The 24211-nt window shown below is 66.6% G+C and carries 19 protein-coding genes and 2 tRNA genes; 15 read left to right on the top strand and 6 right to left on the bottom strand.

Annotation, left to right across the window (positions count from 1 at the left end; genetic code table 11):
• Nucleotides 1-2 precede the first annotated feature (2 nt).
• The 3 genes from AC5RWD_RS09955 to pepN form a co-directional block, all read right to left on the bottom strand.
• Nucleotides 3-662 carry a mechanosensitive ion channel family protein gene (locus AC5RWD_RS09955; protein WP_494019851.1) on the bottom strand — a complete coding sequence of 220 codons (660 nt, stop codon included), beginning with the start codon at nt 660-662 and terminating at the stop codon, nt 3-5.
• A gap of 106 nt (nt 663-768) precedes the next feature.
• Nucleotides 769-1248 (bottom strand): OsmC family protein, encoded by a 480-nt coding sequence (locus tag AC5RWD_RS09950; protein ID WP_494019850.1) that lies wholly within the window; start codon nt 1246-1248, stop codon nt 769-771.
• A 9-nt stretch (nt 1249-1257) separates the two neighbouring features.
• Nucleotides 1258-3810, bottom strand: a complete 2553-nt coding sequence (gene pepN, locus AC5RWD_RS09945) for an aminopeptidase N (RefSeq protein WP_494019849.1) — start codon at nt 3808-3810, stop codon at nt 1258-1260.
• 207 nt (nt 3811-4017) lie between these two features.
• On the opposite strand from pepN, the gene AC5RWD_RS09940 reads away from it, so the two are divergent.
• The 4 genes from AC5RWD_RS09940 to AC5RWD_RS09925 all read left to right on the top strand — a co-directional run bounded on the left by AC5RWD_RS09940 (nt 4018) and on the right by AC5RWD_RS09925 (nt 7734).
• Nucleotides 4018-5034 (top strand): hypothetical protein, encoded by a 1017-nt coding sequence (locus tag AC5RWD_RS09940; protein WP_494019848.1) that lies wholly within the window; start codon nt 4018-4020, stop codon nt 5032-5034.
• 112 nt (nt 5035-5146) lie between these two features.
• On the top strand, nt 5147-5641 hold the full coding sequence (locus tag AC5RWD_RS09935; protein ID WP_494019847.1) for a ribose-5-phosphate isomerase: 495 nt from the start codon (nt 5147-5149) through the stop codon (nt 5639-5641).
• Complete coding sequence (locus AC5RWD_RS09930; protein WP_494019846.1) at nt 5641-6543, top strand: Fpg/Nei family DNA glycosylase; 903 nt, start codon at nt 5641-5643, stop codon at nt 6541-6543. Before AC5RWD_RS09935 ends, AC5RWD_RS09930 begins: the two co-directional genes overlap by 1 nt.
• A 33-nt stretch (nt 6544-6576) precedes the next feature.
• Nucleotides 6577-7734, top strand: coding sequence for a winged helix DNA-binding domain-containing protein (locus AC5RWD_RS09925; RefSeq protein WP_494019845.1), 1158 nt, complete (start codon nt 6577-6579; stop codon nt 7732-7734).
• Nucleotides 7735-7803: 69 nt separating this feature from the next.
• Here the strand turns inward: AC5RWD_RS09925 and AC5RWD_RS09920 are convergent.
• Nucleotides 7804-7877: transfer RNA gene (locus tag AC5RWD_RS09920), tRNA-Gly, on the bottom strand.
• A 138-nt stretch (nt 7878-8015) separates the two neighbouring features.
• Between AC5RWD_RS09920 and AC5RWD_RS09915 the strand changes: the two genes are divergently transcribed.
• The 6 genes from AC5RWD_RS09915 to AC5RWD_RS09890 all read left to right on the top strand — a co-directional run bounded on the left by AC5RWD_RS09915 (nt 8016) and on the right by AC5RWD_RS09890 (nt 13321).
• Nucleotides 8016-8090 (top strand) — tRNA-Pro (locus tag AC5RWD_RS09915).
• Nucleotides 8091-8169: 79 nt separating this feature from the next.
• Nucleotides 8170-9561: a trigger factor gene (gene tig, locus AC5RWD_RS09910; protein WP_494019844.1), complete on the top strand. Its 1392-nt coding sequence runs from the start codon at nt 8170-8172 to the stop codon at nt 9559-9561.
• A 243-nt stretch (nt 9562-9804) separates the two neighbouring features.
• Nucleotides 9805-10419, top strand: a complete 615-nt coding sequence (locus AC5RWD_RS09905; RefSeq protein ID WP_003803391.1) for an ATP-dependent Clp protease proteolytic subunit — start codon at nt 9805-9807, stop codon at nt 10417-10419.
• 38 nt (nt 10420-10457) lie between these two features.
• Nucleotides 10458-11117, top strand: coding sequence for an ATP-dependent Clp protease proteolytic subunit (locus AC5RWD_RS09900; RefSeq protein ID WP_003803394.1), 660 nt, complete (start codon nt 10458-10460; stop codon nt 11115-11117).
• A gap of 200 nt (nt 11118-11317) precedes the next feature.
• Nucleotides 11318-12604, top strand: a complete 1287-nt coding sequence (clpX, locus tag AC5RWD_RS09895; protein WP_494019843.1) for an ATP-dependent Clp protease ATP-binding subunit ClpX — start codon at nt 11318-11320, stop codon at nt 12602-12604.
• Nucleotides 12605-12706: 102 nt separating this feature from the next.
• Nucleotides 12707-13321, top strand: coding sequence for a mycothiol-dependent nitroreductase Rv2466c family protein (locus tag AC5RWD_RS09890; RefSeq protein ID WP_494019842.1), 615 nt, complete (start codon nt 12707-12709; stop codon nt 13319-13321).
• A 357-nt stretch (nt 13322-13678) separates the two neighbouring features.
• Here AC5RWD_RS09890 and valS read toward each other — a convergent pair whose 3' ends face one another.
• A complete protein-coding gene (gene valS / locus AC5RWD_RS09885) occupies nt 13679-16300 on the bottom strand; it encodes a valine--tRNA ligase (protein WP_494019841.1) in 2622 nt (873 codons plus the stop codon).
• Nucleotides 16301-16383: 83 nt separating this feature from the next.
• On the opposite strand from valS, the gene AC5RWD_RS09880 reads away from it, so the two are divergent.
• Together AC5RWD_RS09880 and AC5RWD_RS09875 are read left to right on the top strand one after the other, a co-directional pair.
• Complete coding sequence (locus AC5RWD_RS09880) at nt 16384-16758, top strand: DUF488 domain-containing protein (RefSeq protein ID WP_494019840.1); 375 nt, start codon at nt 16384-16386, stop codon at nt 16756-16758.
• A 59-nt stretch (nt 16759-16817) separates the two neighbouring features.
• A complete protein-coding gene (locus AC5RWD_RS09875) occupies nt 16818-17597 on the top strand; it encodes an SDR family oxidoreductase (RefSeq protein ID WP_494019839.1) in 780 nt (259 codons plus the stop codon).
• Nucleotides 17598-17602: 5 nt separating this feature from the next.
• On the opposite strand, the gene AC5RWD_RS09870 is transcribed toward AC5RWD_RS09875, so the two are convergent.
• Nucleotides 17603-18685 (bottom strand): endonuclease/exonuclease/phosphatase family protein, encoded by a 1083-nt coding sequence (locus AC5RWD_RS09870; protein WP_494019838.1) that lies wholly within the window; start codon nt 18683-18685, stop codon nt 17603-17605.
• Nucleotides 18686-19009: 324 nt separating this feature from the next.
• On the opposite strand from AC5RWD_RS09870, the gene ileS reads away from it, so the two are divergent.
• From ileS to AC5RWD_RS09855, 3 genes are read left to right on the top strand one after another with little or no spacing between them, the layout of a single operon-like run.
• Entirely contained in the window at nt 19010-22351 is a 3342-nt protein-coding gene (gene ileS, locus AC5RWD_RS09865; RefSeq protein WP_494019837.1) for an isoleucine--tRNA ligase, read from the top strand.
• Between the two features lie 3 nt (nt 22352-22354).
• Nucleotides 22355-23716: a bifunctional folylpolyglutamate synthase/dihydrofolate synthase gene (locus tag AC5RWD_RS09860; RefSeq protein WP_494019836.1), complete on the top strand. Its 1362-nt coding sequence runs from the start codon at nt 22355-22357 to the stop codon at nt 23714-23716.
• The gene (locus tag AC5RWD_RS09855) at nt 23716-24180 is read left to right on the top strand and encodes a DUF4233 domain-containing protein (protein WP_494019835.1); all 465 of its coding nucleotides are present in this window, start codon (nt 23716-23718) and stop codon (nt 24178-24180) included. The genes AC5RWD_RS09860 and AC5RWD_RS09855 overlap by 1 nt, the downstream gene beginning before the upstream one ends.
• Nucleotides 24181-24211: the final 31 nt, after the last annotated feature.

Here is a 24211-nt window from a genome sequence, read left to right as displayed (position 1 = left end):
GGCTATTCTCCGGCCTTCTGCTGGGGTGCGTGCTCGGCCTCGACCGATTCGTCCGGCTCGGCGGGCGGGACGTAGTTTCCTTGCGAGCGGTTGCCTACGCGGAGGATCTCGCCGTTGCGGAGGTACCAGATGGCGCCGTTGTCGTCGCGGACGCGCGTGATCCTCAGCCCGATCGACTCCACGACGCCCACCACCTCGCTGGTTTCAATGATGTCGCCGATGCCGTACTGGTCCTCGATGGTGATGAAGATGCCGGCAAGGAAGTCCCGAATCAGCTGCTGGGCGCCAAAGCCGATGGCGATACCGAGGATTCCCACGCTGGTGAGAAGCGGCGCCACGTCGACGTCGAGGTTCTTCAGCATGTAGATGCAGGTGATGACGGCGATGACCACGCCCATGCCGCTCTTCAGCAGCGAGCCGATCGTGTTGGCCCGCTGCACCCGCCGCTCATGGTCCAGGGCGCGCAGCGCCGGCGCCACCCAGCGGAAGTGCGGTTTCTTGAACAGTGACGTGCCGTTCGCCACGCGCCGGGTGATCCTGGCGATCAGGAAACTCGCGATCAGCCACAGGACGATGCCTGCGCCGAGGCTGATGGCCACGCCGGCCAGGTCAAGTCCGGTGGGCTCCAGTGACGCCGAGGGCGTTGTGAACATGCTGTACATCTGCAGGAAGGCTCCTTGCTGCTGTCCGGCGGCGGCCGGTCTCCGCGCCTACCGGGAGGCCGGCCGCTCTTTGGTCGCTTTTAAGCCTAGCTGGGTCTGCCGCTGGCTAAGGACTTCCGGCTGTGGTAACGGGAGCGTGCAGTACGGGGAAATTTACGCTACGGGCAATGAAACACACCTGGTTGGCCTCATGGTGCATCTGTTCCGCCAGTGCGATGTGTCCGGCATCCGCAACCGTCACCTGCGGGCGGAGCGTCACGGTTTCGAACTGGCCACTGCCGTCGCGGTTCAGCCGCATCATGCCGGTGGCGCTGTCCTCATAGGACAGGACCACCACGCCATGCCTCACCGCGACGTGCAGGAAGGACAGCATGTGGCACTGCGCCAGCGCCGCCAGCAGCAGCTGCTCGGGGTTGTACCGGGACCGGTCGCCGTGGAAGGTGGGGTCAGCCGAGCCCTGCAGGACCGGCAACCCGGGAATATCGATGTCGTGGTCCCGGGAGTAGTCCCGGTAGGACGACGTGCCGCTTCCAAGGTTGCCGGTCCAGCGGACCGTCAGCGCATAGTGGTGTTCGCCGAGGGCCATCGGCTACGCCTAAACGTCCGCCGCGCGGGCCCGCAGCGCCCGGGCCACGCCGTCGCGGTTTTCCAGCATCATCCGGCGCAGCGCAGCGCTTTCCTCCGGCAGCGATGCCAGGAACGCGTCGGTCCGGTCCACGGTGGCCTGGCTGGTCAGCTGCGCCGGGTACAGCCCGACGACGATCTGCTGCGCGAGGGCATGCGTCCGTTCGGCGACGATTCCGGGCACGGCCTCGAAGTACTTCTCCGAGTACGGCTCCAGCAGCGCTGTGTCCAGCACCCGTGTGAAGCCGGCGACTGCCGACGCCTGGATGGCGTTGGAGAGATCGCCCTTGACCACGATCGACTCCCAGGCCTCGGCCTTGGCCTCCGGGGTGGGGATGGCAGCCTTGGCCAGGGCAGCCGCGTTCTGGCCGCTGGAGGTGTTGTCCCGCTCCAGTTCCGCGTCGATGTCCGCCTGGCCCAGCCGGCCGCCGACCACGAGGGCGGCCACGAGCTCCCAGCGGAGGTCCTGGTCCACGGCCAGCCCGGCCAGGGTGACCGAGCCGTCCAGCAGCCCCGCGATCCGGTCCAGCTGCTGCCCGCTGCGGGCCAGGAGCGCGAACGACTTGATGAACTGCAGCTGGGCGTCTGAACCGCCCGGCACGTCCGCGGCGAGTTCCCAGAGCCGGTCGACGGCGGCAACGGTGGCGGCTTCGCGGTGCTCCTCGGCCACGTAGAAGGTCAGCGTGGTGGCCAGCTGCCGCAGCTGCACCAGGATCACCGAGGAATCAGACTCAGAGGCGATGTTGGCCAGGATCAGGTCGACGTAGCCGCGGGCCGGGCTTTCCCCGTCCCGCGCGGCGTCCCAGGCCGAGCCCCACACCAGGGTCCGTGGCAGGCTCTCCCGGAAATCCTTCAGGTGCGCCGTGGCCGTGGCGAGGGACTGCTCGTCCAGGCGCACCTTGGCGTAGGCGAGGTCATCGTCGTTGAGCAGGACCAGGTCCGGGCGCTTGAGCCCGGCCAGTTCCGGCACTTCGGTGCGTACGCCGTCGACGTCCAGCTCCTCGCGGTGCACGCGCTCCAGCGTGCCTTCTTCGGTGAGGTCATAGAACCCCACGGCCAGGCGGTGCGGCCGGATGGTGGGCTGCTCGGAAACAGCGGACTGCAGGATGGCGAAGGACGTGATGGTGCCGTCCGCGTCCACTGCCAGCTCCGGCTTGAGCGAGTTCACGCCGGCTGTTTCCAGCCACAGGCGGCCCCACTGGTCCAAGTCGCGCCCGCTGGCCTTCTCCAGCTCGACCATCAGGTCGCCGAGCTCGGTGTTCCGCCAGGAATGCTTGGCAAAGTATTCGCGCACGCCGGCCATGAACTTGTCCGGCCCCACCCAGGCCACCAGCTGCCGCAGCACGGAGGCGCCCTTGGCATAGGTGATGCCGTCGAAGTTCACCTCGACGTCATGCAGGTTGTTGATTTCGGCGAAGATCGGGTGGGTGGTGGGGAGCTGGTCCTGGCGGTAGGCCCACGATTTTTCCACCGAGGCGAACGTGGTCCAGGCGTTCTGGAACTTGGTGTTCTCCACCGCGGCCAGATGCGACATGTATTCGGCAAAGGACTCATTGAGCCAGAGGTCGTTCCACCAGCGCATGGTCACGAGGTCGCCGAACCACATGTGGGCCAGTTCGTGCAGCACGGTGATGGCGCGCCGTTCCACCTGCGCCTCCGGCACCTTGCCGCGGAAGACATAGCCCTCGAGGATGGTGACCGCGCCGGCGTTTTCCATGGCGCCGGCGTTGAACTCCGGCACAAAAAGCTGGTCGTACTTCTCGAACGGGTACGGGCAGCCGAACTCGGCCTCGAAGAACTCGAATCCCTGCCGGGTGAGCTCAAAGATGTTGTCCGCGTCGAGGTACTGCATGAGGGACTTGCGGGCGAAGACGCCCAGCGGGACCACGCGGCCATCCGAACTGGTGACGTCGCTGCGGACCGACTGGTACGGCCCGGCGATCAGGGCGGTGACGTACGAGGACAGGCGGGGCGTGGGGGTGAAGTCCCAGACCGAGCGGGCGCCGCCGTCGTTCCCCGGGGTGGCAGCCACCGGCTCCGGCGTCGGGGAGTTGGAGATGACGTCCCAGTGTGAGGGCGCGGTGACCCGGAACCGGAAGGTGGCCTTGAGGTCGGGCTGTTCAAAGACTGCGAACATCCGGCGCGAGTCCGGCACCTCGAACTGCGTGTACAGGTACACCTCGCCGTCCACCGGGTCCACGAAGCGGTGCAGGCCTTCGCCGGTGTTCATGTAGGGGGCGTCAGCCACCACGGTCAGCTCGTTGTCCGCAGCAAGGTCCGCCAGCTGGATCCGGATGCCGTCGGACACCTCGGCGGGGTCCAGTTCGCGGCCGTTCAGCGTCACGCTGTGGACAGCGTCCGTCACGGCGTCGATGAACGTCGACGATCCCGGCGCCGCCGTGAACCTGACTGTGGTGGTGGAACCGAAGACAGCCTCACCCTTGGTCAGGTCCAGGCTGACGTCGTAGGAGTCGACGGTGATCAGGGCGGCGCGCTCGCGTGCTTCGGCGCGGGTCAGGTTCATGCCTGGCAAGGTTGTGCCTCCAGAGGTTGTGGTGGCCGGACTGGCCCGGCCCGCGGGCTGCAGCGCCCGGTGGTCACGAGCGCTGTTGCTTCACTGTGAAGTCATTGTTTCATTTCGGCGCCGCTTGGCAAGTTACCTGGCTCACGTGGCCGTCCGTTGCCGCAGCCTGGGCCTTCCGGCCGGCCCGTGCGGGGGTAGCGTTAAGGCATGGGAAAGATCCTCGATGCTGTGGACACCAAGGCGCTGCGGTTCGCGATCGGCTTCCCAGTGTTGCTTGCTGCCGGGTTCACTGTCTGTGCCGTGCTGTTGCGGCCGGATCTGCCGGAGCCGCTGGCAGTCATGTGGAATAACGACGGCGGCACCGCCTTCGCGCCGTTCCCCGCCTTCGTGGGCGGCGGGGCCGCGCTGATCGTCCTCGTCGGCTGGCTGGTGCTGCTGCAGTCCGTGCCGCTTTCCCGGCCCACCGTGATGCGCCGGGTCATGATGGGCGCAGGGCTGACGGTGAGCCTTTTTGTCACCGCCGTGCTGGCGGCGGCACTGGTAGGCCAGGCCGGGGTGGCGGACGCTCGGGAATCAAGTGTGGATGTGATTGTCCTGGCCATGGGCAGCGGTGCCGCGCTGGCCTTGGGGGTCATCATTGGATTCGTCTTCAAGGCGGACCACCAGTGGACCCCGGAGGATGACCGTGCCCTGCAGCGCGCGCTGGAGCTGGAGCTCGATCCGGATCTTGCCGGGGATTCCGTGCGGTTCTGGGTGCATGCACGCAGCTCCGTCTTTGTCATGATCGCCATCGCCAGCCTGTTTCCCGCTTCGTTGATTGCCATCGCCGTGCCGTTGCTCGGGGCCCTGCTGGTGGCGGCCGCCCTGGTTGGGGCAGCGTTCCTGTTCGCCAGGGTCACTGCGGACCGCAGCGGACTGCGCGTTTTCCTCGCCGGCATCCTGCGCGTCATCGACGTCCCCGCTACCGCCATCTCCGCAGCCCATCCGGCCGACGTCCGCGCCGCCGACTACGGCGGCTGGGGCTACCGCAACCACGACGGAACCGCAGCGGTGCTCGTCAGCAGCGGCCCCGCCGTCGTCGTCCGCAAGACCGACGGGCACCGGCTCGCCGTAAGCGGCGGAAACCCCGACTCCGCTGCCCGGCTGGCGGAAGTGCTGACCCGCGTGGCGGCGAGGGCACGCCGAGACACCCGGCCGCCGGCCCAGGGCGATGCGGAAGCGTAACTGCCCGGGGGGCACCTCGGTGCCGCGGGCACACCGAGTACTCTTGGATCTGTTGATTTGACCTGTACCAGCCCGGCTGCGCCCCGGTGCTCATGACTGAACGGAAGCTACCGTGACAACAAACCCTGCATTTCCGCGGGTCCATATCGCCACCGACCACGCCGGCATGGAGCTGAGCGCCCACCTGGTCAAGCACCTGACGGCGAACGGCTACGACGTGGTGGATCACGGCCCCAAGGAATACGACGCCCTGGACGACTACCCGTCGTTCTGCATCAACGCGGCGCTCGCAGTGGTGGCGGACCAGAAAGCCGGCGTCCACGCACTGGGCATCGTGCTGGGCGGATCCGGAAACGGTGAGCAGATCGCGGCCAACAAGGTCAAGGGCGTCCGCGCAGCCCTCGCCTGGAACCGCGCCACCGCCACGCTGGCCCGCGAGCACAACGATGCCAACGTCGTGGCCGTCGGCGGGCGCCAGCACAGCGTCGAGGAAGCCACGTCGCTGATCGAGGCCTTCCTGCAGGAGCCCTTCAGCAACGACGAGCGGCACGTCCGCCGCATCGGCAAGATCGCCACCTACGAAACCACCGGCGAGATCGTCGAATAGTGCCGGAGGGCCACTCCATACACCGGCTGGCCCGCCAGTTCGGTGACGTGTTTGCCGGAGAGCGGCTTGCTGTCAGCAGCCCCCAGGGCCGCTTTGCCGCCGGCGCCGCCCTGCTGGACGGGCACACCATGGTGCACGCGTCCGCGCACGGCAAGCACCTGTTCCTGCACTTCGAACACGGGCTGGTGCTGCACGTCCACCTGGGCCTCTACGGGGCCTGGGACTTCGGCGGGGACAGAGCGTTCCGCGGTGCCTCCAGCATCGGGGCGCCCCGCAGGGTGGGGGAGCGCGAAGTGGCCGGCCGCACCGGCGACACTGTTCCGGCCGAGTACGCCGGCCCGCCCGCGCCGGTGGGAGCCGTGCGGGTCCGGCTGGTGAGTGGTCACGGCTGGGCCGACCTGCGGGGCGCCACCACGTGCGCGGCCATCACCGATGCCGAGGCGGCAGCCGTGCTGGAACGCCTGGGTCCGGATCCGCTCCACAACACCGGCGGCAGCCGGGAGGACTTCATCCGGCGCATCCTGGCAAAGCGCACGCCGCTCGCGACGCTGCTGATGGACCAGAAGGTGATTGCCGGCGTCGGAAACGTCTACCGGGCCGAGGTGCTGTTCCGCGGCCGGATCGACCCCCTGCTTCCCGGCCGCGCGCTCACGGCGGACGCCGCCGGCCTCCTTTGGGACGACACCGCCGCTGTGATGGCCAGCGGCGTCCGCGACGGCCGGATCATCACCACCACCGCCGGCTTCTGGACCCGCAGTGACCAGCTTCCGCCGGGGGAGGAGGCGCACTTTGTCTACCGCCGCCATGGCCAGCCCTGCCGTGTCTGCGGCACGCCGGTTGCCCTCGCCGAACACGCCGCCCGCAAACTGTACTGGTGCCCGTCCTGCCAGCAGCCCGCATGAGCTGACGGGCTGGGGACGAGGAGGTGACGGGCGGTGACTGACGGGCCGGTACGGGAGTACTCATGGCCGCAGGTCTGTGCCAGGCGCCTGGAGCGCCAGTGGCTTGCGGCGCCTTCGCCAAGCGGCACCCCGGCGGACATCGTGCGGGCCATGTGCGGCGCGCACGCCCAGATGATGCAGGCAGCAGAGCTGTCCGTGGGGATGCGCGGCGCCGGAATTTCCCGGGACGACGTCCGCAAGGCGCTGTGGGAGGACAGCACCCTGGTCAGGACGTTCGGGCCACGGGGCACCGTGCACCTGCTGCCCGCAGCAGACCTCTCCCAGTGGGCCGGGGCACTGGGTGCCATTCCGCCCGCACCGGCGGTGGCACAATTCCTGACACCCGGCCAGTCAGATGAGATCGTGGCCGCAATTGCCGATGCGCTGCGGGATGACGAACTGACCGTCGACGAGCTCACCGACGCCATAGTCACCAGAACCGGCACCTGGGCGGCGGACCCGGTGATGCCCGCATTCCAGACAATGTGGCCGCGCTGGCGCGCCGCGATGGGGACCGCGGGCTTCCGTGGTGCGCTGTGCTTTGGCGCCGGCAGGGGCCGGGCATCGACCTACCGCAGCCCCGGGCAGCTGCTTCCCGGGTTCCGGCCGTCCGATGCTGCGCCGGCGCTTGGCTGGCTCGTGCGGGCCTACCTGCAGGCCTACGGACCCGCCACGTCCGCGCATTTCGCCCGCTGGCTGGCGGTTCCCCGCGAGTGGGCGTCCGGCCTCTTTGATGACCACCGCGGAGAGCTGGAGCAGGTCACCGTGGCAGGGACGCCGGCCTGGGTGCTGCGGAGCGACGCCGGGGCCATTGTTACGGAACCTTCGGGCGTCAGGCTGCTTCCGTACTTCGATTCCTATGTGGTGGCCGGCCAGCCACGGGATCTGCTGTTCCCGGGCGTGGCAAGGACCCGCGCCCTGGCCAGGGGGCAGGCAGGTAACTATCCCGTCATACTCGTAGACGGCGTTGTCCGCGGACTTTGGCACCACCGCCGTTCCGGAAAGAAAGTGGAGATCACCGCCGAACTGTTCCAGCCGGCGGGGGCATCCCGGCTGGAGGAGCTGGCCCAGCAGGCGGAGCGGGTGGGGGACTTCCTTCAGTCCGAGGTGCGCCTAGCCCTCGGCACGGTGGCTATCGGGGGCCATGCCTGAGCCCCCTGCATCATCATTCAGGGGCAGGGTTAACGCGGAAGAGGCCCCTCATCGAGGGGCCTCTTCGTGTGGAGGGGACGACGGGAATCGAACCCGCGTAATCAGTTTGGAAGACTGAGGCTTTACCATTAAGCTACGTCCCCGAGGGAAAGCGTTCCGGCACTGGCCTTCGGGCTTTTCTTCGGTGGCTGTTCAAGCCGGATATAACTAAACCTAATTCATGCCCCTAGTGTCAAATGTGCAAACGCGGCAGGGATGAACGTAGACTGTCCTGTGCATTACGGGGTGTAGCTCAGCTTGGCTAGAGCGCCTGCTTTGGGAGCAGGAAGTCGCAGGTTCAAATCCTGTCACCCCGACTCTGCGGCCCGGGCCCCAGGCCTGGTCACAACAACGCGTTTGCAGAACCCATCCAACAAAACCAGGAGTACTTAGACCGTGAAGAGCGCTGTCGAGAACCTCACCCCCACGCGGGTCAAGCTCAATGTTGAGGTCCCCTTTGAGGAATTGAAGCCCAGCATCGACGAGGCATACAAGACTGTTGCTTCGCAGATCCAGGTTCCTGGCTTCCGTAAGGGCAAGGTTCCCGCCAAGCTGATCGACCAGCGTGTCGGCCGCGGCTACGTCCTGGAGACCGCCATCAACGAGGGCCTCAACGGCTGGTACCAGGCTGCCGTCCAGGAATCGGGCATCCGCCCGCTGAGCCGTCCCGAGGTTGAGATCACCGAGGTTCCGGACCCCTCCGCCACCGACGGTGAGCTCAAGTTCCAGGCCGAGGTTGACGTCCGCCCCGAGATCGAACTGCCCGACTACGCCGGCATCAAGGTTGAGGTTGCCGCAGCCGAGTCCTCCGACGCCGACGTCGACAAGGCCCTGGACGAACTGCGCGGCCGCTTCGGCACGCTCAAGACCGTGGAGCGCCCGGCCGCTGACGGAGACTTCCTCAGCATCGACATCACCGCAACCATCGACGGCGCCGAGGTGGACTCCGCTTCCGGCCTGTCCTACCAGGTTGGCGCCGGCACCATGCTCGAGGGCATGGACGAGGCCGTCACCGGCCTGAGCGCTGACGAGGACGCCATCTTCGACACCACCCTGGTGGGCGGCGACCACGCCGGCGAGTCCGCTCAGGTCAAGGTTGTCGTCAAGTCCGTCAAGGAGCGCGAGCTGCCCGAAGCGAACGATGACTTCGCCCAGCTGGCTTCCGAGTTCGACACCCTGGCCGAACTGCGCGAGGACCTCGCCAAGCAGGCCGCCGACTCCAAGGTCGTCGAGCAGGGCGTAGAAGCCCGCGACAAGGTCCTGGACAAGCTCGTTGAGCTGGTTGAGGTTCCGGTTCCGGAATCCGTCGTTGAAGAGCAGCTCGAGCAGCACTTCAAGGCCGAGAACTCCCACGGGGAAGGCGAGCACGACACCGAAGAGCACCGCGCCGAGGTCAAGGCCAACACCGAGCGTGCCTTCCAGAACGAGATCATCCTCGACGCCATCGCCGAGAAGGAAGAAGTCGGCGTCAGCCAGAATGAGCTGATCGACTACATCGTCACCACCGCCAGCCAGTACGGCATGGACCCGAACCAGTTCGCCCAGATCATCGACCAGAGCGGCCAGGTGCCCATGATGGTCTCCGAGGTCCGCCGCCGCAAGGCGCTGGCCGTCGTCCTGGGCCAGGCCGAGGTCACCGACTCCGAGGGCAACAAGGTCGACCTGAGCGACTTCGTCCGCCCCGGCGGCGAAGAGGCCCCGGCCGTCGAAGCCGACGCAGAGACCGAAGCTGAAGAGGCAGCCGGCGAGACCGTCGCGAACGACGATCCCGCGGCAGTGAAGTTCTAGCAGCTGCACGCATCAGTGACGCCAGCCCCCGGGTCCTCGGATCCGGGGGCTGGCGCGTTAACGGCCGGTGCACAGTCCCCGCAGGCAATCGTGCGCCGTCAGCGAACAGCGCGATTCCGGCGAACAAATCCGCCCCGAAAGCGGTTAGTGTCCAAGTAGTGAAGTTCAGTGATGTCGTTCAGTGATGTCACCGTCACCAGCGAGAGGTAAGTACAAATGTCACAGCAAGCAGCGGCCCCCCGCATGGCAACCGTCGATCCTGCAGCCCAGGACAACTACATCTACAACCGCCTGCTGAAAGAGCGCATCATCTGGCTTGGCTCCGAGGTCCGCGACGAGAACGCGAACGCCATCTGCTCGCAGCTGCTGCTGCTTTCCGCTGAGGACCCCAACAAGGACATCTACCTCTACATCAACTCTCCGGGCGGCTCGGTGACGGCCGGCATGGCCATCTATGACACCATGCAGTTCATCCCCAATGACGTCGTCACCGTCGCCACCGGCCTGGCTGCCTCCATGGGACAGTTCCTGCTGTCCTCCGGCACCAAGGGCAAGCGCTACGCCACCCCGAACGCCCGTATCCTGATGCACCAGCCCTCCGGCGGCATCGGCGGAACGGCTTCGGACATCAAAATCCAGGCCGAGCTGATCCTCCACATGAAGAAGGTCATGGCTGAGCTCACGGCGGACCAGACCGGCCAGACCGTGGAAACCATCCTCAAGGACAACGACCGCGACAAGTGGTTCACCGCCACCGAAGCACTCGAGTACGGCTTCTTCGACAAGATCTCGGCGCATGCAGGATCCGTCGCGGGCGGCGGCGGAACCCAGAACGCTTCATCCAACGGCCAGAGCTAACCGGCATCACGACAGAACTGAATCCAGGAGCAATGAACATGAACTACAATTTCGGATCGTCTGCCGGTAACCTGCCGACAAGCCGCTACGTTCTGCCGCAGTTCGAGGAGCGCACGCCGTACGGCTTCAAGCGCCAGGACCCCTACACCAAGCTCTTCGAGGACCGCATCATCTTCCTCGGTGTCCAGGTGGACGACGCCTCGGCCGACGACGTCATGGCGCAGCTGCTGGTGCTGGAGTCCACGGACCCGGACCGCGACATCACCATCTACATCAACTCGCCAGGCGGCTCCTTCACGGCCATGACCGCGATCTACGACACCATGCAGTACATCCGCCCTGAGATCCAGACCGTTTGCCTGGGCCAGGCGGCAAGTGCCGCTGCCGTGCTGCTGGCCGCGGGAACGCCGGGCAAGCGGCTGGCACTGCCCAACGCCCGCGTTCTGATCCACCAGCCGGCGCTGTCCGGCGGCCAGGGCGGACAGGCATCCGACCTGGAGATCCAGGCGGCCGAGGTCATGCGCATGCGGACCTGGCTGGAGGACACCCTGGCCAAGCACTCGGGCCGGACGCCGGAACAGGTCAACAATGACATCGAGCGGGACAAGATCCTCACCGCCGCAGAGGCGCAGGATTACGGCCTGATCGACCAGGTCCTCGATTCCCGCAAGATCAAGCCGCAGGCACTGGCCCGCTAAATGCGGGCACATGCCGGGTAAATGGCAGTAACGGACGCCGGTGCGGTTTAGATTTTTGAACCGCACCGGCGTCCGGTTTCCACCCCTCGGGCCGAATGTGACCTAGAGTGGATGTAATCATTGCCGGATCCGCCAGGTAGGGCCGTGATCCAGCAACCGGTGCAAGCTGCCCTTGCGGCAAGATACTAAGGGGTTCACATATGGCTCGGATTGGCGAGAGCGCGGATCTGCTCAAGTGCTCTTTCTGCGGCAAGAGCCAGAAGCAGGTGCGCAAGCTCATTGCCGGGCCCGGCGTCTACATCTGCGACGAGTGCATCGAGCTCTGTAACGAGATCATCGAGGAAGAGCTCGCAGAGGTCGCCGATCTGGGCAGTTTCGAACTGCCCAAGCCCCGCGAGATCTTTGACTTCCTGCAGGAATACGTCATTGGCCAGGAACCGGCCAAGCGTTCCCTCGCCGTCGCGGTTTACAACCACTACAAGCGGATCCAGGCCGGCCATGCGCCCAAGAGCGGCACACTGGCGGAGGGCGTCCACCACGACGACGTTGAAATCGCGAAGTCCAACATTCTCCTGATTGGCCCCACCGGCTGCGGCAAGACCTACCTTGCGCAGACCCTGGCGCGCCGGCTGAACGTGCCGTTTGCCGTTGCCGACGCCACTGCCCTGACGGAAGCGGGGTATGTGGGCGAAGACGTGGAGAACATCCTCCTGAAGCTCATCCAGGCCGCCGACTATGACGTCAAGAAGGCCGAGCAGGGCATCATCTACATCGACGAGATCGACAAGATCTCGCGCAAGAGCGAAAACCCCTCGATCACCCGCGACGTCTCCGGTGAGGGCGTGCAGCAGGCCCTGCTGAAGATCCTCGAAGGAACGGTTGCCTCGGTTCCGCCGCAGGGCGGCCGCAAGCACCCGCACCAGGAATTCATCCAGATCGACACCACCAACGTCCTCTTCATCGTTGCCGGCGCCTTTGCCGGTCTGGAGGACATCATCGGTTCCCGCTCCGGACGCAAGGGCATCGGTTTCGGTGCGCCGCTGAACGAGGTCAAGAACACCGATTCCTACGGTGAAGTGATGCCGGAGGACCTGCTCAAGTTCGGGCTTATTCCGGAGTTCATCGGCCGCCTGCCGGTCATCACCACCGTGTCCAACCTTGATCGTCCGGCCCTGATCCAGATCCTGTCCACGCCCAAGAACGCCCTGGTCAAGCAGTACCAGAAGATGTTCCAGCTGGACGGCGTGGAGCTGGTGTTCGACGACGCCGCCCTGGACCTGATTGCCGATCAGGCCCTGGAGCGGGGAACCGGAGCCCGCGGCCTGCGCGCCATCATGGAGGAAGTCCTCCTGCCTGTCATGTTCGACCTGCCCAGCAGGGACGACATCGCCAGCGTGGTCATCACGGCGGACGTCGTCGCCAAGAAGGCCCAGCCCACCATGATCACGCACGACGTCGTGGCCAAACGCCGGAACAAGTCCGCGTAGCCGGAATAAATCCACCCGGTTGGTCGCTGTCGGTTAAGCGCGCCTGCGAGTAGTCCACTGCGGCGCGCCGCACCCCCAAAGACTTTCCTGAGGAGATTCGCTGTGTCTGAGACTGCTGCCAACAAAGCCGACTTCTGGTTCGACCCCCTCTGCCCGTTCGCCTGGATCACCTCCCGCTGGATCGGCGAGGTGGAAGGCGTGCGCAACATCGAGACCGAGTGGCACGTCATGAGCCTGTCGGTGCTGAACGAAGGCCGCGACCTCGACCCGAAGTACCGTGAAGCCATGGACAAGGCCTGGGGCCCGGTCCGGGTCATCATCGCCGCGCAGGAGCACCATGGCGACCACGTGGTCAAGCCGCTGTACGACGCCATGGGATCGCAGATCCACGACGGCGGCCAGAAGGACTTCTCGATCGTCATCAGCAAGGCCCTCGCGGACTGCGGCCTTCCCGCCGAACTGGCAGCCGTCGCTGACTCCGACGAGTACGATGCGCAGCTGCGTGCCAGCCACGAGAAGGGGATCTCCTTGGTGGGCCAGGATGTCGGAACCCCGGTGGTGGCCTTCAACGGCACCGCCTTCTTCGGACCTGTCCTCACCCGCATTCCGCGGGGTGAGGAAGCCGGGAAGATCTGGGACGCGTCGGTGACCCTTGCGGCCTACCCGCACTTCTTTGAGATCAAGCGTAGCCGGACCGAAAGTCCCGCCTTCGACTGATCGCACGGCAGCCGTCGGGCCTTTTGAGAGCCCCGGAAGAACTACATCAGAGTAGTTCTTCCGGGGCTCTTGCGCATCCGGGACCGGAGGACAAGTATAGGACTTACCCACTTCGAAAGAAGCGGGACGCAAGAACCAAAGATTCAGTGACATGCTTCCAACGCAGCCTTCGGCAAAGTTAGAAGCAGGCTACCAGTGACAAGGTAGGAAGACCTGAAATTTCCGAGGATCTTGCCAGACTGTCAAAGATGTCACCAGACAGCCGAAAAGTCGAAGCCCCACCAACGGCAAAACGCTGATGGGGCTTCCCCTTTGCCCTGATTCAGGGCCCTACCTTTCTTAGGCCTGTGCTTTTTCTTAGGCCTGGGCCGGCTCCTCGGCGGGTGCCAGTTCCACGTCGCTCACGGTAAGCTCATCCTCGCCCGTGTTGAGGGTGATCTCCTGCGCGTTGGCCGCGGCCTTGAGGTCCGCGAGCCCGGCCTGAAGCTGGGCCACGAGCGACTCCGGGGCCGTGATGGTCGCCGACAGGACTTCGGTGCGCTGCTTGACCTTGGCCTCGGACTTGGCCTTCCGGATGCCGCTGAGCGCAACGCCCACGGTGCCCAGCATGCCGGTGTCGCCGTCGGTGATCTCCAGCGGCGCCGGCCAGGCGGCGCGGTGCACGGAGCCGGTCCGCCACCAGCTCCAGACCTCTTCGGTGGCGAAGGGCAGGAACGGCGCAAAGAGCCGCAGCAGCGAATCCAGTGTGGTGGCCAGGGCAGCGAGCACAGAGGCCTGCTCGGTCTCGCCGGCGGCACCGTAGGCGCGGTCCTTGATCAGCTCCACGTAGTCGTCGGTGAACTGCCAGAAGAACGATTCGCTGATCTGCAGCGCCCGGGCATAGTCGTAGTTGTCGAACGCCTTGGTGGCCTGGGCCACGACGTCCGAGAGCTGCGCCAAAAGTGCACGGTCCAAGGGGTTGCTGAGGACTGACAGGTCCGTGGAGACCACCGAGTTCTCCGTTGCGCCAAGGTTCAGGACGAACTTCGAGGCGTTCAGCAGCTTGATGGCCAGGCGGCGGCCGATCTTCATCTGGGCGATCTCGTAGGCGGTGTCGGCGCCCAGGCGTGCGGAGGCGGCCCAGTAGCGGACGGCGTCGGAGCCGTACTCGTTCAGGACGTCCGTCGGCACCACCACGTTGCCCTTGGACTTGGACATCTTCTTGCGGTCCGGATCCAGGATCCAGCCGGAGATGGCCGCATGCTTCCACGGCGCGACGTCCTGCAGGGCGTCGGCGCGGACGGCGGAGGAGAACAGCCAGGTGCGGATGATGTCGTGTCCCTGCGGGCGCAGGTCGAACGGGAACACCTTGGCGAACAGGTCCTCGTCCCGGCTCCAGCCGCCCACGATCTGCGGGGTCAGGGAGGAGGTGGCCCACGTGTCCAGCACGTCGGCGTCACCGGTGAAGCCGTTGGGCTGGTCGCGCTGGGATTCGTCGTACCCCGGTGCGGCGTCGGCCGCGGGGTCCACCGGCAGCAGGTCGTCGGACGGCAGGACCGGGTTGTCGTAGTCCGGGTTGCCCTGGGCGTCCAGCGGGTACCAGACCGGGATCGGCACGCCGAAGAAGCGCTGGCGGGAGACCAGCCAGTCACCGTTGAGGCCGGCGATCCAGTTCTCGTAGCGGGAGCGCATGAAGGACGGGTGGAAATCGATGTCCTGCCCGCGGCCGATCAGGCGTTCGCGGCGGTCCTCGTCGCGGCCGCCGTTGCGGATGTACCACTGCCGGGACGTGACCACCTCGAGGGGCTTGTCACCCTTCTCGAAGAAGTTCACCGGGTGGGTGATCTTCTTGGGCTCTCCGTCGAGCAGGTCCGCTGCCGTGAGGAGTTCCACCACGGCCTCCTTGGCGGAGAAGACCGTCTTGCCGGCGATCGCGGCGTAGGCCTCGCGGCCGGCATCCGTGGTGATCCACTCCGGAGTCTCGGCGAGGATGCGGCCGTCTCGGCCGACGATCGCGCGGGTGGGAAGCTGGAGTTCGCGCCACCAGGTCACGTCGGTCAGATCACCGAAGGTGCAGACCATCGCGATGCCCGAGCCCTTGTCCGCCTTGGCCAGCGGGTGGGCCTTGACCTCCAGTTCGACGTCGAACAGGGGGGACTTTACGGTCTTGCCGAACAGCGGCTGGTACCGCTCGTCGTCGGGGTTTGCCACCAGGGCGGCGCAGGCAGCGAGCAGTTCGGGACGGGTCGTCTCGATGAAGATCTTCTCGCCGTCGGCAGTGAAGAACGGGTAGCGGTAGTACGCGCCGGGAACCTCGCGGTCCTCGAGCTCGGCCTGTGCCACGGCGGTGCGGAACGTGACGTCCCAGAGGGTGGGGGCCTCAGCCATGTAGGCATCGCCGGCGGCCAGGTTGGCGAGGAACGCGCGCTGGGAGACGGCCCGGGAGGTGTCGTCGATGGTGCGGTAGGTGAGGTTCCAGTCGACGGACAGGCCGAGGGTCTGGAACAGGTTCTCGAAGACCTTCTCGTCCTCGACGGCCAGCTCTTCACACAGTTCGATGAAGTTCTGCCGTGAGACGACGTCGAAGTCCCGCTGGTTCTTTGCCGGCTGGGCCGGCGGCTGGTAATCCGGGTTGTACGGGATGGCGGGATCGCAACGGACACCGTAGTAGTTCTGGACGCGGCGCTCGGTGGGCAGGCCGTTGTCGTCCCAGCCCATGGGGTAGAAGACGTTCTTGCCGGTCATGCGCATGTACCGGGCCTGCACGTCGGTCTGCGTGAAGGAGAACATGTGGCCCACGTGGAGGGATCCGGATGCGGTGGGCGGGGGAGTGTCGATCGAGTAGACCTGTTCCCGGGTGGTGTCCGGGTCGAACCGGTAGGTTCCTTCCTCGAGCCAGCGCTGCGTAAGGGCAGCCTCGAGGCCTTCCAGGGCCGGCTTGTCGGGAACGTTGATGGGGGCGGTGGCGGGCGTGTCTGTACCCTGCGTTGATTCAGCCATGACGCAATTGTTTCATGCCGGGCATTTGTTTCCTGCCCTGAAGTGCCTGCCCGCTGCCCAACGCCGGGAGTAGCATGCGGCCTATGACCAAAGCAGACGCCTCCTTTGCGGTCAAACGCATCTATGAGGAACCCGCGGACGACGACGGCTGCCGGGTTCTGGTGGACAGGCTCTGGCCGCGCGGGGTCAGTAAGGAACGTGCCCGGCTGGAGCTGTGGCTCAAGGAAGTTGCCCCGTCCCCGCCGCTCCGGCAGGAGTTCGCCCATATGCAGGAGCGGTTTGAGGATTTCCGCGCCCGGTACGAGGACGAACTTGCGGGCAATCCGGCGGTGGATCAGCTCCTGGAACTGGCCGCGAAGCACGGGAAGGTGACACTGCTCTACGCGGCCCGGGATCCGGAGGTGAACCATGCCAGGGTTCTGCTGGAGTTCCTGGCAGCACACGGTCCGGGAAAGTGAGCGGTTCGCGGAAGTAGACATTGGGCTGGCCCGCGAACGGTTGGCGCTAGGGTGGTGCCATGACTGAGGTTTCCCCAAGCTCTGACGTGTCCACCAGCAAAGCCGCCCTCGTGACGGGAGCCAGCTCCGGCATTGGCGAGGCCACCGTGCGCGCGCTCCGTGCCGACGGCTGGACCGTGTACGCCGTCGCCCGCCGTCAGGAACGGCTGGCCGCGCTGGAATCGGAGACAGGCGCCGTCGCCTTGGCCGCGGACATCGCCGAGGACGCTGACGTGGCCCGCCTGCTGGCAGAGGTGACCTCCGCCGGCGGGATCGACACGCTGGTCAATATCGCCGGCGGTGCGCGCGGAGCGGACCGTGTGGGCCAGGCCGTGACCGACGACTGGGAGTGGATGTACCGCGTGAACGTGCTCGGCACCATGAAGCTCACCCGTGCCTTCCTGCCGATGCTGCGCGAGAACGGCGAGGGCACGGTCCTGAACCTGACGTCCACGGCCGGACTGGATGCCTATGAAGGCGGCGGCGGCTACAACGCTGCCAAGTTCGCCCAGCATGCCCTGACCGGGGCGTTGCGGCTGGAAGAGGCCGAGCACAACGTCCGGGTCATCGAGGTTGCACCCGGCCTGGTCCAGACCGAGGAGTTCGCCCTCAACCGGCTGGGTGACGCGCAGGCGGCCAGCAAGGTGTACCAGGGCGTGGAGAAGCCGCTCACCGCCGGGGACGTGGCCGATGTGGTGCGCTACGCCGTGAGCGCACCGCACCACGTGAACCTCGACCAGATCGTCATCCGGCCGGTGGCGCAGGCCTCGACCTTCAAGCTGATCCGCAAGCAGGCCTGAGCCGGCTAACCCGCAGCGGGGACGTCCAGCGTGGCCAGCACCGCCGCGTGGTCCGTCCAGGCAACGCGGTGCACGGCATAGCCGGACGCCGGAATGTGCGGACTGGTGACCAGGTGGTCGATGGTGATGCCGGGGAGTAGCTGGCCGTCCATCGGCCACGTGGGCGTGAACCGCGCACCGGATGCCGTGCCGACGTCCACCAGCTTCCGGCCGCCCGGGCCGCCGTCGAGAAGTCTGCGGAACTCGGAGTGGTCGAATGTGGCGTTGAAGTCGCCGAGCAGCAGGTGGTTGCCCTGGCCGTCCGCCCCGTTGCGCGCCACCGGCCGGCCCAGCGATTCCAGGTCGCTGCGCCACTGCCCGACCCGGACGTCCACCGGCGGGAGGGTGTGCACGTTGGTGACCTGAAGCGTGGCGGCTGCGCTGCCAGTGCGGGTGTTGCCAGGACCCGCACTGCCTTGGACATCCCTGCCGTCACCGGCAACGGGCAGTGTCAGCCGGAAGCTTGGGATCTGGAACGGAGTGTCGGGAATCAGCCCGATGGCCTGGATGGGGTGTTGTGAGTACGTGGCGCTGCCGGATCCGTTCTCCCTGGGGCTGCTGAGCCGGTGGGCAAGGAGGCTCCCCAGCCCCTCTGCGGCCAGCCGGTCCTCCAGTGCCTGGGTGTGCTCCTGGATGGCGAGCAGTCCCACCCCGTTGTCCCGTACAAGCCTGACGATCTCGGCGGCGTCGGCCTTGCCGAAGCGGGAATTGATGCTCATCACCGTCAGCGGAACGGTGTCGCGGGGACCGGACGCGCCGGCGCCCGCCCGCCCGGCACCCGTTTCTGCAGTGTCCGCCCGGCCCGCGTCCGGGGCCCACAACCAGAAGAGCTGGGCCCCGAGGAGCAGTACGGCAGCGGCCGTGACCAAGAGCCGCCGGCCCAGCAATGCCAGAACCAGTGCAAGGGCGGCAGGAATCACCAGCCACGGCGTGAACGACAGCAGCTGGACCACCTGTGTGGGCCACTCGGCCGGGATGGCACGAAAGACCGAAAGCGATGCGAGCGGCAGGAGAATGCAGAGCGCCAACACCCTGGCCGAAGCAGTCATGGATCGAGTCTAGGCCGGGGGGCGCCCATGGTTATGGCCGCCGCGGCCACAGCAGTTAGACTGGAGCCAGCAGCTTTGACCCGGCCATCACCGGTGAGCTTCCGGAAGAACACCCGGCCCGCGTTGCAGGCCAGGGCCAGTAGAACCGGACGGGTAAGCCCGTCACAGCAGCAATGAGCGGCCGACGCCGACACTCCCTTGGGAGCTTCGGTGCCGGTAAGTGAGGTGGTACCGCGGTGCCGGTGCAGTCGTTCTGACTGTGCACGCGCCGTCCTCGCATCCTGAATGATCCACTTGTTCACCAGCTCAACCCAGGATGTCGAGATGACGTATTACCCCAAGGCCTCAGCAGCCCCGTCCGGTCCAGGCTCCTCCGCAGGAGTGTCCGCCTCCGTGAAGTTTCCGGAGATCGAAGAGCGGATCCTCAAGTACTGGGACGAGGACGGCACCTTCCAGGCAAGCATCGACCAGCGCAGTGCCGACCTTCCCGGCGGTGCCCCCGGCAGCAACGAGTTCGTCTTCTACGACGGCCCGCCCTTCGCCAACGGCCTGCCGCACTACGGCCACCTGCTGACCGGCTACGCCAAGGACCTGGTGGGCCGCTACCAGACCCAGCGCGGCAAGCGCGTTGAACGCCGCTTCGGCTGGGACACCCACGGCCTTCCCGCCGAGCTGGAAGCCATGAAGCAGCTGGGCATGACGGACAAGACCCAGATCGAGGCCATGGGCATCGACAAGTTCAACGACGCCTGCCGCGCCTCCGTGATGAAGTACGCCAACGAGTGGCAGGCATACGTCACCCGCCAGGCCCGCTGGGTGGACTTCGACAACGACTACAAGACGCTCAACGTCGAGTACATGGAGTCCGTGCTCTGGGCTTTCAAGCAGCTGCACGAGAAGGGCCTGACCTACAACGGCTACCGCGTGCTGCCGTACTGCTGGAAGGACGAGACGCCGCTGTCCAACCATGAGCTGCGCATGGACGACGACGTCTACAAGAACCGCCAAGACCAGACGGTCACCGTGACGTTCCCGATCAAGTCAGGGGAATCCGAACTCTCCCGGCAGCTGGCCGGCGTGCAGGCGCTCGCCTGGACCACCACGCCCTGGACGCTGCCCACCAACCTGGCGCTCGCCGTCGGGCCTTCCATCAGCTACGCCGTGCTGCCCGCCGGACCGAATGGCGTCAAGGCCGCCTCGGCGGAGGCGCCGGTCACCGGAAGCTTCCTGCTCGCCGAGGACCTGCTGGGCACTTACGCGAAGGACCTGGGGTACGGTGATGGTGCAGCTGGCGCCGCGGCTGCGGCCGCCGCTGTCACATCCACCCACACCGGCGCCGAGCTCGAAGGCCTCACCTACGAGCCGCTGTGGCACGACTTCGCGGACACGGAAAAGTACGGCACCCAGAACGCCTGGCAGTTCCTCGTGGCGGATTACGTCACCACCACGGACGGCACCGGCATCGTCCACCAGGCCCCGGCCTACGGTGAGGACGACCAGAAGGTCTGCGAGGAAGCGGGCATCCCCGTGGTCCTCTCCGTGGACGAGGGCGCCAAGTTCCTGCACCTGTTCGCCCACGGCGACCTGCACGACATCGTCGGGCTGCAGGTCTTCGACGCCAACAAGCCCATCACCCAGGTGCTTCGCGCCCAGGGCCGCCTGGTCCGCCAGGCCAGCTACGAGCACAGCTACCCGCATTGCTGGCGCTGCCGCAACCCCCTGATCTACCGCGCCGTCTCCTCCTGGTACGTCGAGGTCACGAAGTTCCGCGACCGGATGTCCGAGCTGAACCAGGAGATCAACTGGATCCCCGGCAACGTCAAGGACGGCCAGTTCGGCAAGTGGCTCGCCAACGCCCGCGACTGGTCCATCAGCCGCAACCGTTACTGGGGCAGCCCCATCCCGGTCTGGCAGTCCAGCGATCCCGAGTACCCGCGCACGGACGTGTACGGCTCCCTTGCGGAAATCGAGGCTGATTTCGGCCGGCTGCCGCTGAACAAGGACGGCCAGGTGGACCTGCACCGGCCGTTCATCGACGAACTGACCCGGCCCAACCCGGACGACCCCCGCACCCCCGAAGAGGGCCAGTCGGTCATGCGCCGGGTGGAGGACGTGCTGGACGTCTGGTTCGACTCCGGCTCCATGCCCTACGGCCAGGTGCACTACCCGTTCCAGAACGAGGCCTGGTTCGACACCCACAACCCGGCCGACTTCATCGTGGAATACATCGGACAGACCCGCGGCTGGTTCTACATGCTGCACATCCTGTCCACTGCGCTGTTTGACCGGCCGGCCTTCCGGAACGTCATCAGCCACGGCATCGTGCTGGGCTCCGACGGCCAGAAGATGTCCAAGAGCCTGCGCAACTACCCGGACGTTTCCGAAGTGCTGGACCGCGACGGATCCGACGCCATGCGCTGGTTCCTCATGTCCAGCCCGATCCTGCGCGGCGGCAACCTGGTGGTCACCGAGCAGGGCATCCGCGACGGCGTCCGCCAGGTCATCCTGCCGCTGTGGAACGTGTACAGCTTCTTCACGCTGTACACGAACGCCGCGGACGGCGGCCGCGGCTATGATGCGAAGCTCCGCTACGACGGTTACGCCGACACCCTCGATCAGTATCTGCTGGCCAACACCGGCGACCTCGTCCGGAACATGACCGCACAGCTGGACACGTACGACATCTCCGGGGCCTGCGACGAGCTGCGCAGCTACCTGGACATGCTCACCAACTGGTACGTCCGCCGCAGCCGCCAGCGCTTCTTCGACGAGAACGCGGACGCCTTCGACGCCCTGTACACCGCCCTTGAGGCCGTGTGCCGCGTGGCCGCCCCGCTGCTGCCGCTCGTCTCCGAGGAGATCTGGCGCGGCCTCACCGGCGGGCGCTCCGTGCACCTGGCCGACTGGCCGGACGCCGGGCTGTTCCCGGCCGACGCCGGCCTGGTCGAGGCGATGGACCGCGTGCAGCAGATCTGCTCCACCGGCTCCTCGCTGCGGAAGGCCGCCAACCTGCGCGTGCGCCTGCCGCTGCAGGAACTCACTGTCGTGGCACCCGGGGCAGATACGCTGGAAGGCTTTGCCGCCGTCGTCGCCGACGAACTGAACCTGCGCTCGGTCCGCCTGCTGGACGCCGCCAGCGCCTCCCCGGAGGAGTTCGGCATCGAGCAGAAACTCGTGGTCAATGCCCGTGCCGCCGGCCCGCGCCTCGGCAAGAACGTGCAGCTGGCCATCAAGGGTTCCAAGTCTGGCGACTGGTCCGTCTCCGACGCCGGTGTGGTCACCGCGGGCGGCCTTGAGCTGGAACCGCAGGAGTACACGCTGGAGACGGTGGTGGCAGAGTCCGGCGGCGGCTCCGCAACGGCGTCTTCTGCTGCCGCAGTGTTGCCCACCGGCGGCTTCGTGGTCCTCAACACCGAGGTCACTCCCGAGCTCGAGGCCGAAGGCCTGGCGCGTGACATGGTCCGCGCCATCCAGCAGGCGCGCAAGGACGCGGCGCTGAACGTGAGCGACCGGATCCGGACCACCGTGAACGCCGCGCAGAACGTCATCGACGCCCTGCTGGCGAACGCCGAGCTGGTGAAGACCGAAACGCTGACGCTCGAGCTGGAGGCCGTGCCGGCCGACGCCGCGGAACCGCGTATCACCGTCGAAAAAGTGGGGGCCTGAGACATGACCGACGAGTTCTCCGTGGAGAGCGTCTACGCCGAGCTGCTGGGCCGGGCGCCGGAAAACAAGATGGAGCCCCGGCTTGCGCCGCTGTTCCGCGCCATGGATGTGCTGGGGGAGCCGAACAAGGCCTACCCGATCATCCACATCACCGGCACCAACGGAAAAACGTCAACGGCCCGGATGATCGAGGCGGGCCTGCGAGCCCACGGTCTCAGCACCGGGCGCTACACCAGCCCCCACCTGTCCAAGGTGACGGAACGCATCAGCCTGGACGGCGCGCCCGTGTCCGACGAGACGTTCGTGCGCATCTGGGACGAGATCCGGCCCTACCTGCAGATCGTGGACGAGGAACTCACTGCCGAGGGCCAGCCCCGGCTGACCTACTTCGAGTGCCTGACCATCCTGGCCTTCGCCGTGTTCGCCGACCAGCCGGTCAATGTGGCGATCATGGAGGTGGGCCTCGGCGGCATCACCGACGCCACCAACGTCGGCGACGGCCAGGTGTCCGTGGTGACACCCATCTCGCTCGACCACACCGACCTGCTGGGTGACACCACCGAGGACATCGCCTACGAGAAGGCCGGCATCATCAAGCCCGGCGGCTTCCTCGTCAGCGCCGCGCAGCCGCTGGATGCCGCACAGGTCCTGCTCGAGAAGGCCAAAGAGGTGCAGGTGCCGTTCCGCTTCGAAGGCGTGGAATTCGGCGTCGAGTCCCGGCAGGTCGCTGTCGGCGGCCAGATGGTGACCGTCCAAGGCCTGGCCGGGCGCTATCCGGACCTCATGGTCCCGCTGCACGGTGCCCACCAGGCCGAGAACGCCGCCGTTGCCGTGGCCGCGCTGGAGGCATTCCTGGGCGGCGGCGAGAAGGAGCTGTCCCTGGAGGTCCTGCAGGAGGCTTTCGCCACCGTTTCGTCCCCGGGCCGGCTGGAAGTCGTGCGGACAGCCCCCACCATCATCGTGGACGCTGCCCATAACCCGGACGGCATCCGGGCCTCGGCCGAGGCAATCCAGGAGGCTTTCAGCTTCAGCAAGCTGGTGGTCGTGGTGGGCGTGCTCAAGGAAAAGGACGCCGAGGAGATCCTGCGCCAGCTGAAGGAATCACTGGGCGGCCTCGCCCAGGAATTCTGCTTCACCCAGTCCAACTCGCCGCGGGCGGTGCCTGCAGCGGAACTGGCGGAACTCGCGGTCGACCTCGGCTTCGGCGAGGAAAACGTGCACATCGCCGAGAAGCTGGACGACGCACTGGAGTGGGCCGTTGAGCGCGCCGAAGCCAATGACGACCTCGCCGGCGGCGTGCTGGTGACGGGGTCGATCACGCTGGTGGCGGATGCCCGCATCCTGCTTGGCAAGGCGGCCACCTGATGGCGCGGCTGACAAAGGCCCAGCGTGAATGGCGCCCGGGGATGCCCAAGAAGCGCCGCTCCACCAAGGTCATGTTCGCCTCGACGGTCCTGCTGCTGGAGGCCTTCGTGGTCTTCTTCGCCACGCTGGCGGTGTTCGGCCTGCGCCGTGCCGAGATCTCCCCGGCGCTGATCCTCTCTGTGGGCATCGGCCTGAGCGTGGTGCTGATCCTGGCCTGCGCCGTGCTGTCCAGGCCGTGGGGCGTGGGGCTGGGCTGGATCCTGCAGCTGGTGCTCATCCTCAGCGGCTTCGCGGAACCCATGATGTTCCTCGTCGGCGCGCTGTTCGCCCTCGCCTGGTGGTACGGCATCCGGGCCGGCATCCGGATTGACCGCGAGTCCGCCCAGCGGGACCGCGAGCAGGCCGAGTGGGAGGCCGCCCACCCGGACGCCGCCGGCAATGAAGGCACCGGCCAGACCCCGTAGACTTACCGTCGAAACCCACAACCAACCCTTT

This window comes from Arthrobacter sp. CMU6 (assembly GCF_059090205.1).
Note: the sequence above shows the minus strand (reverse complement) of the source record. Positions and strands in the feature narration are given on the sequence as shown.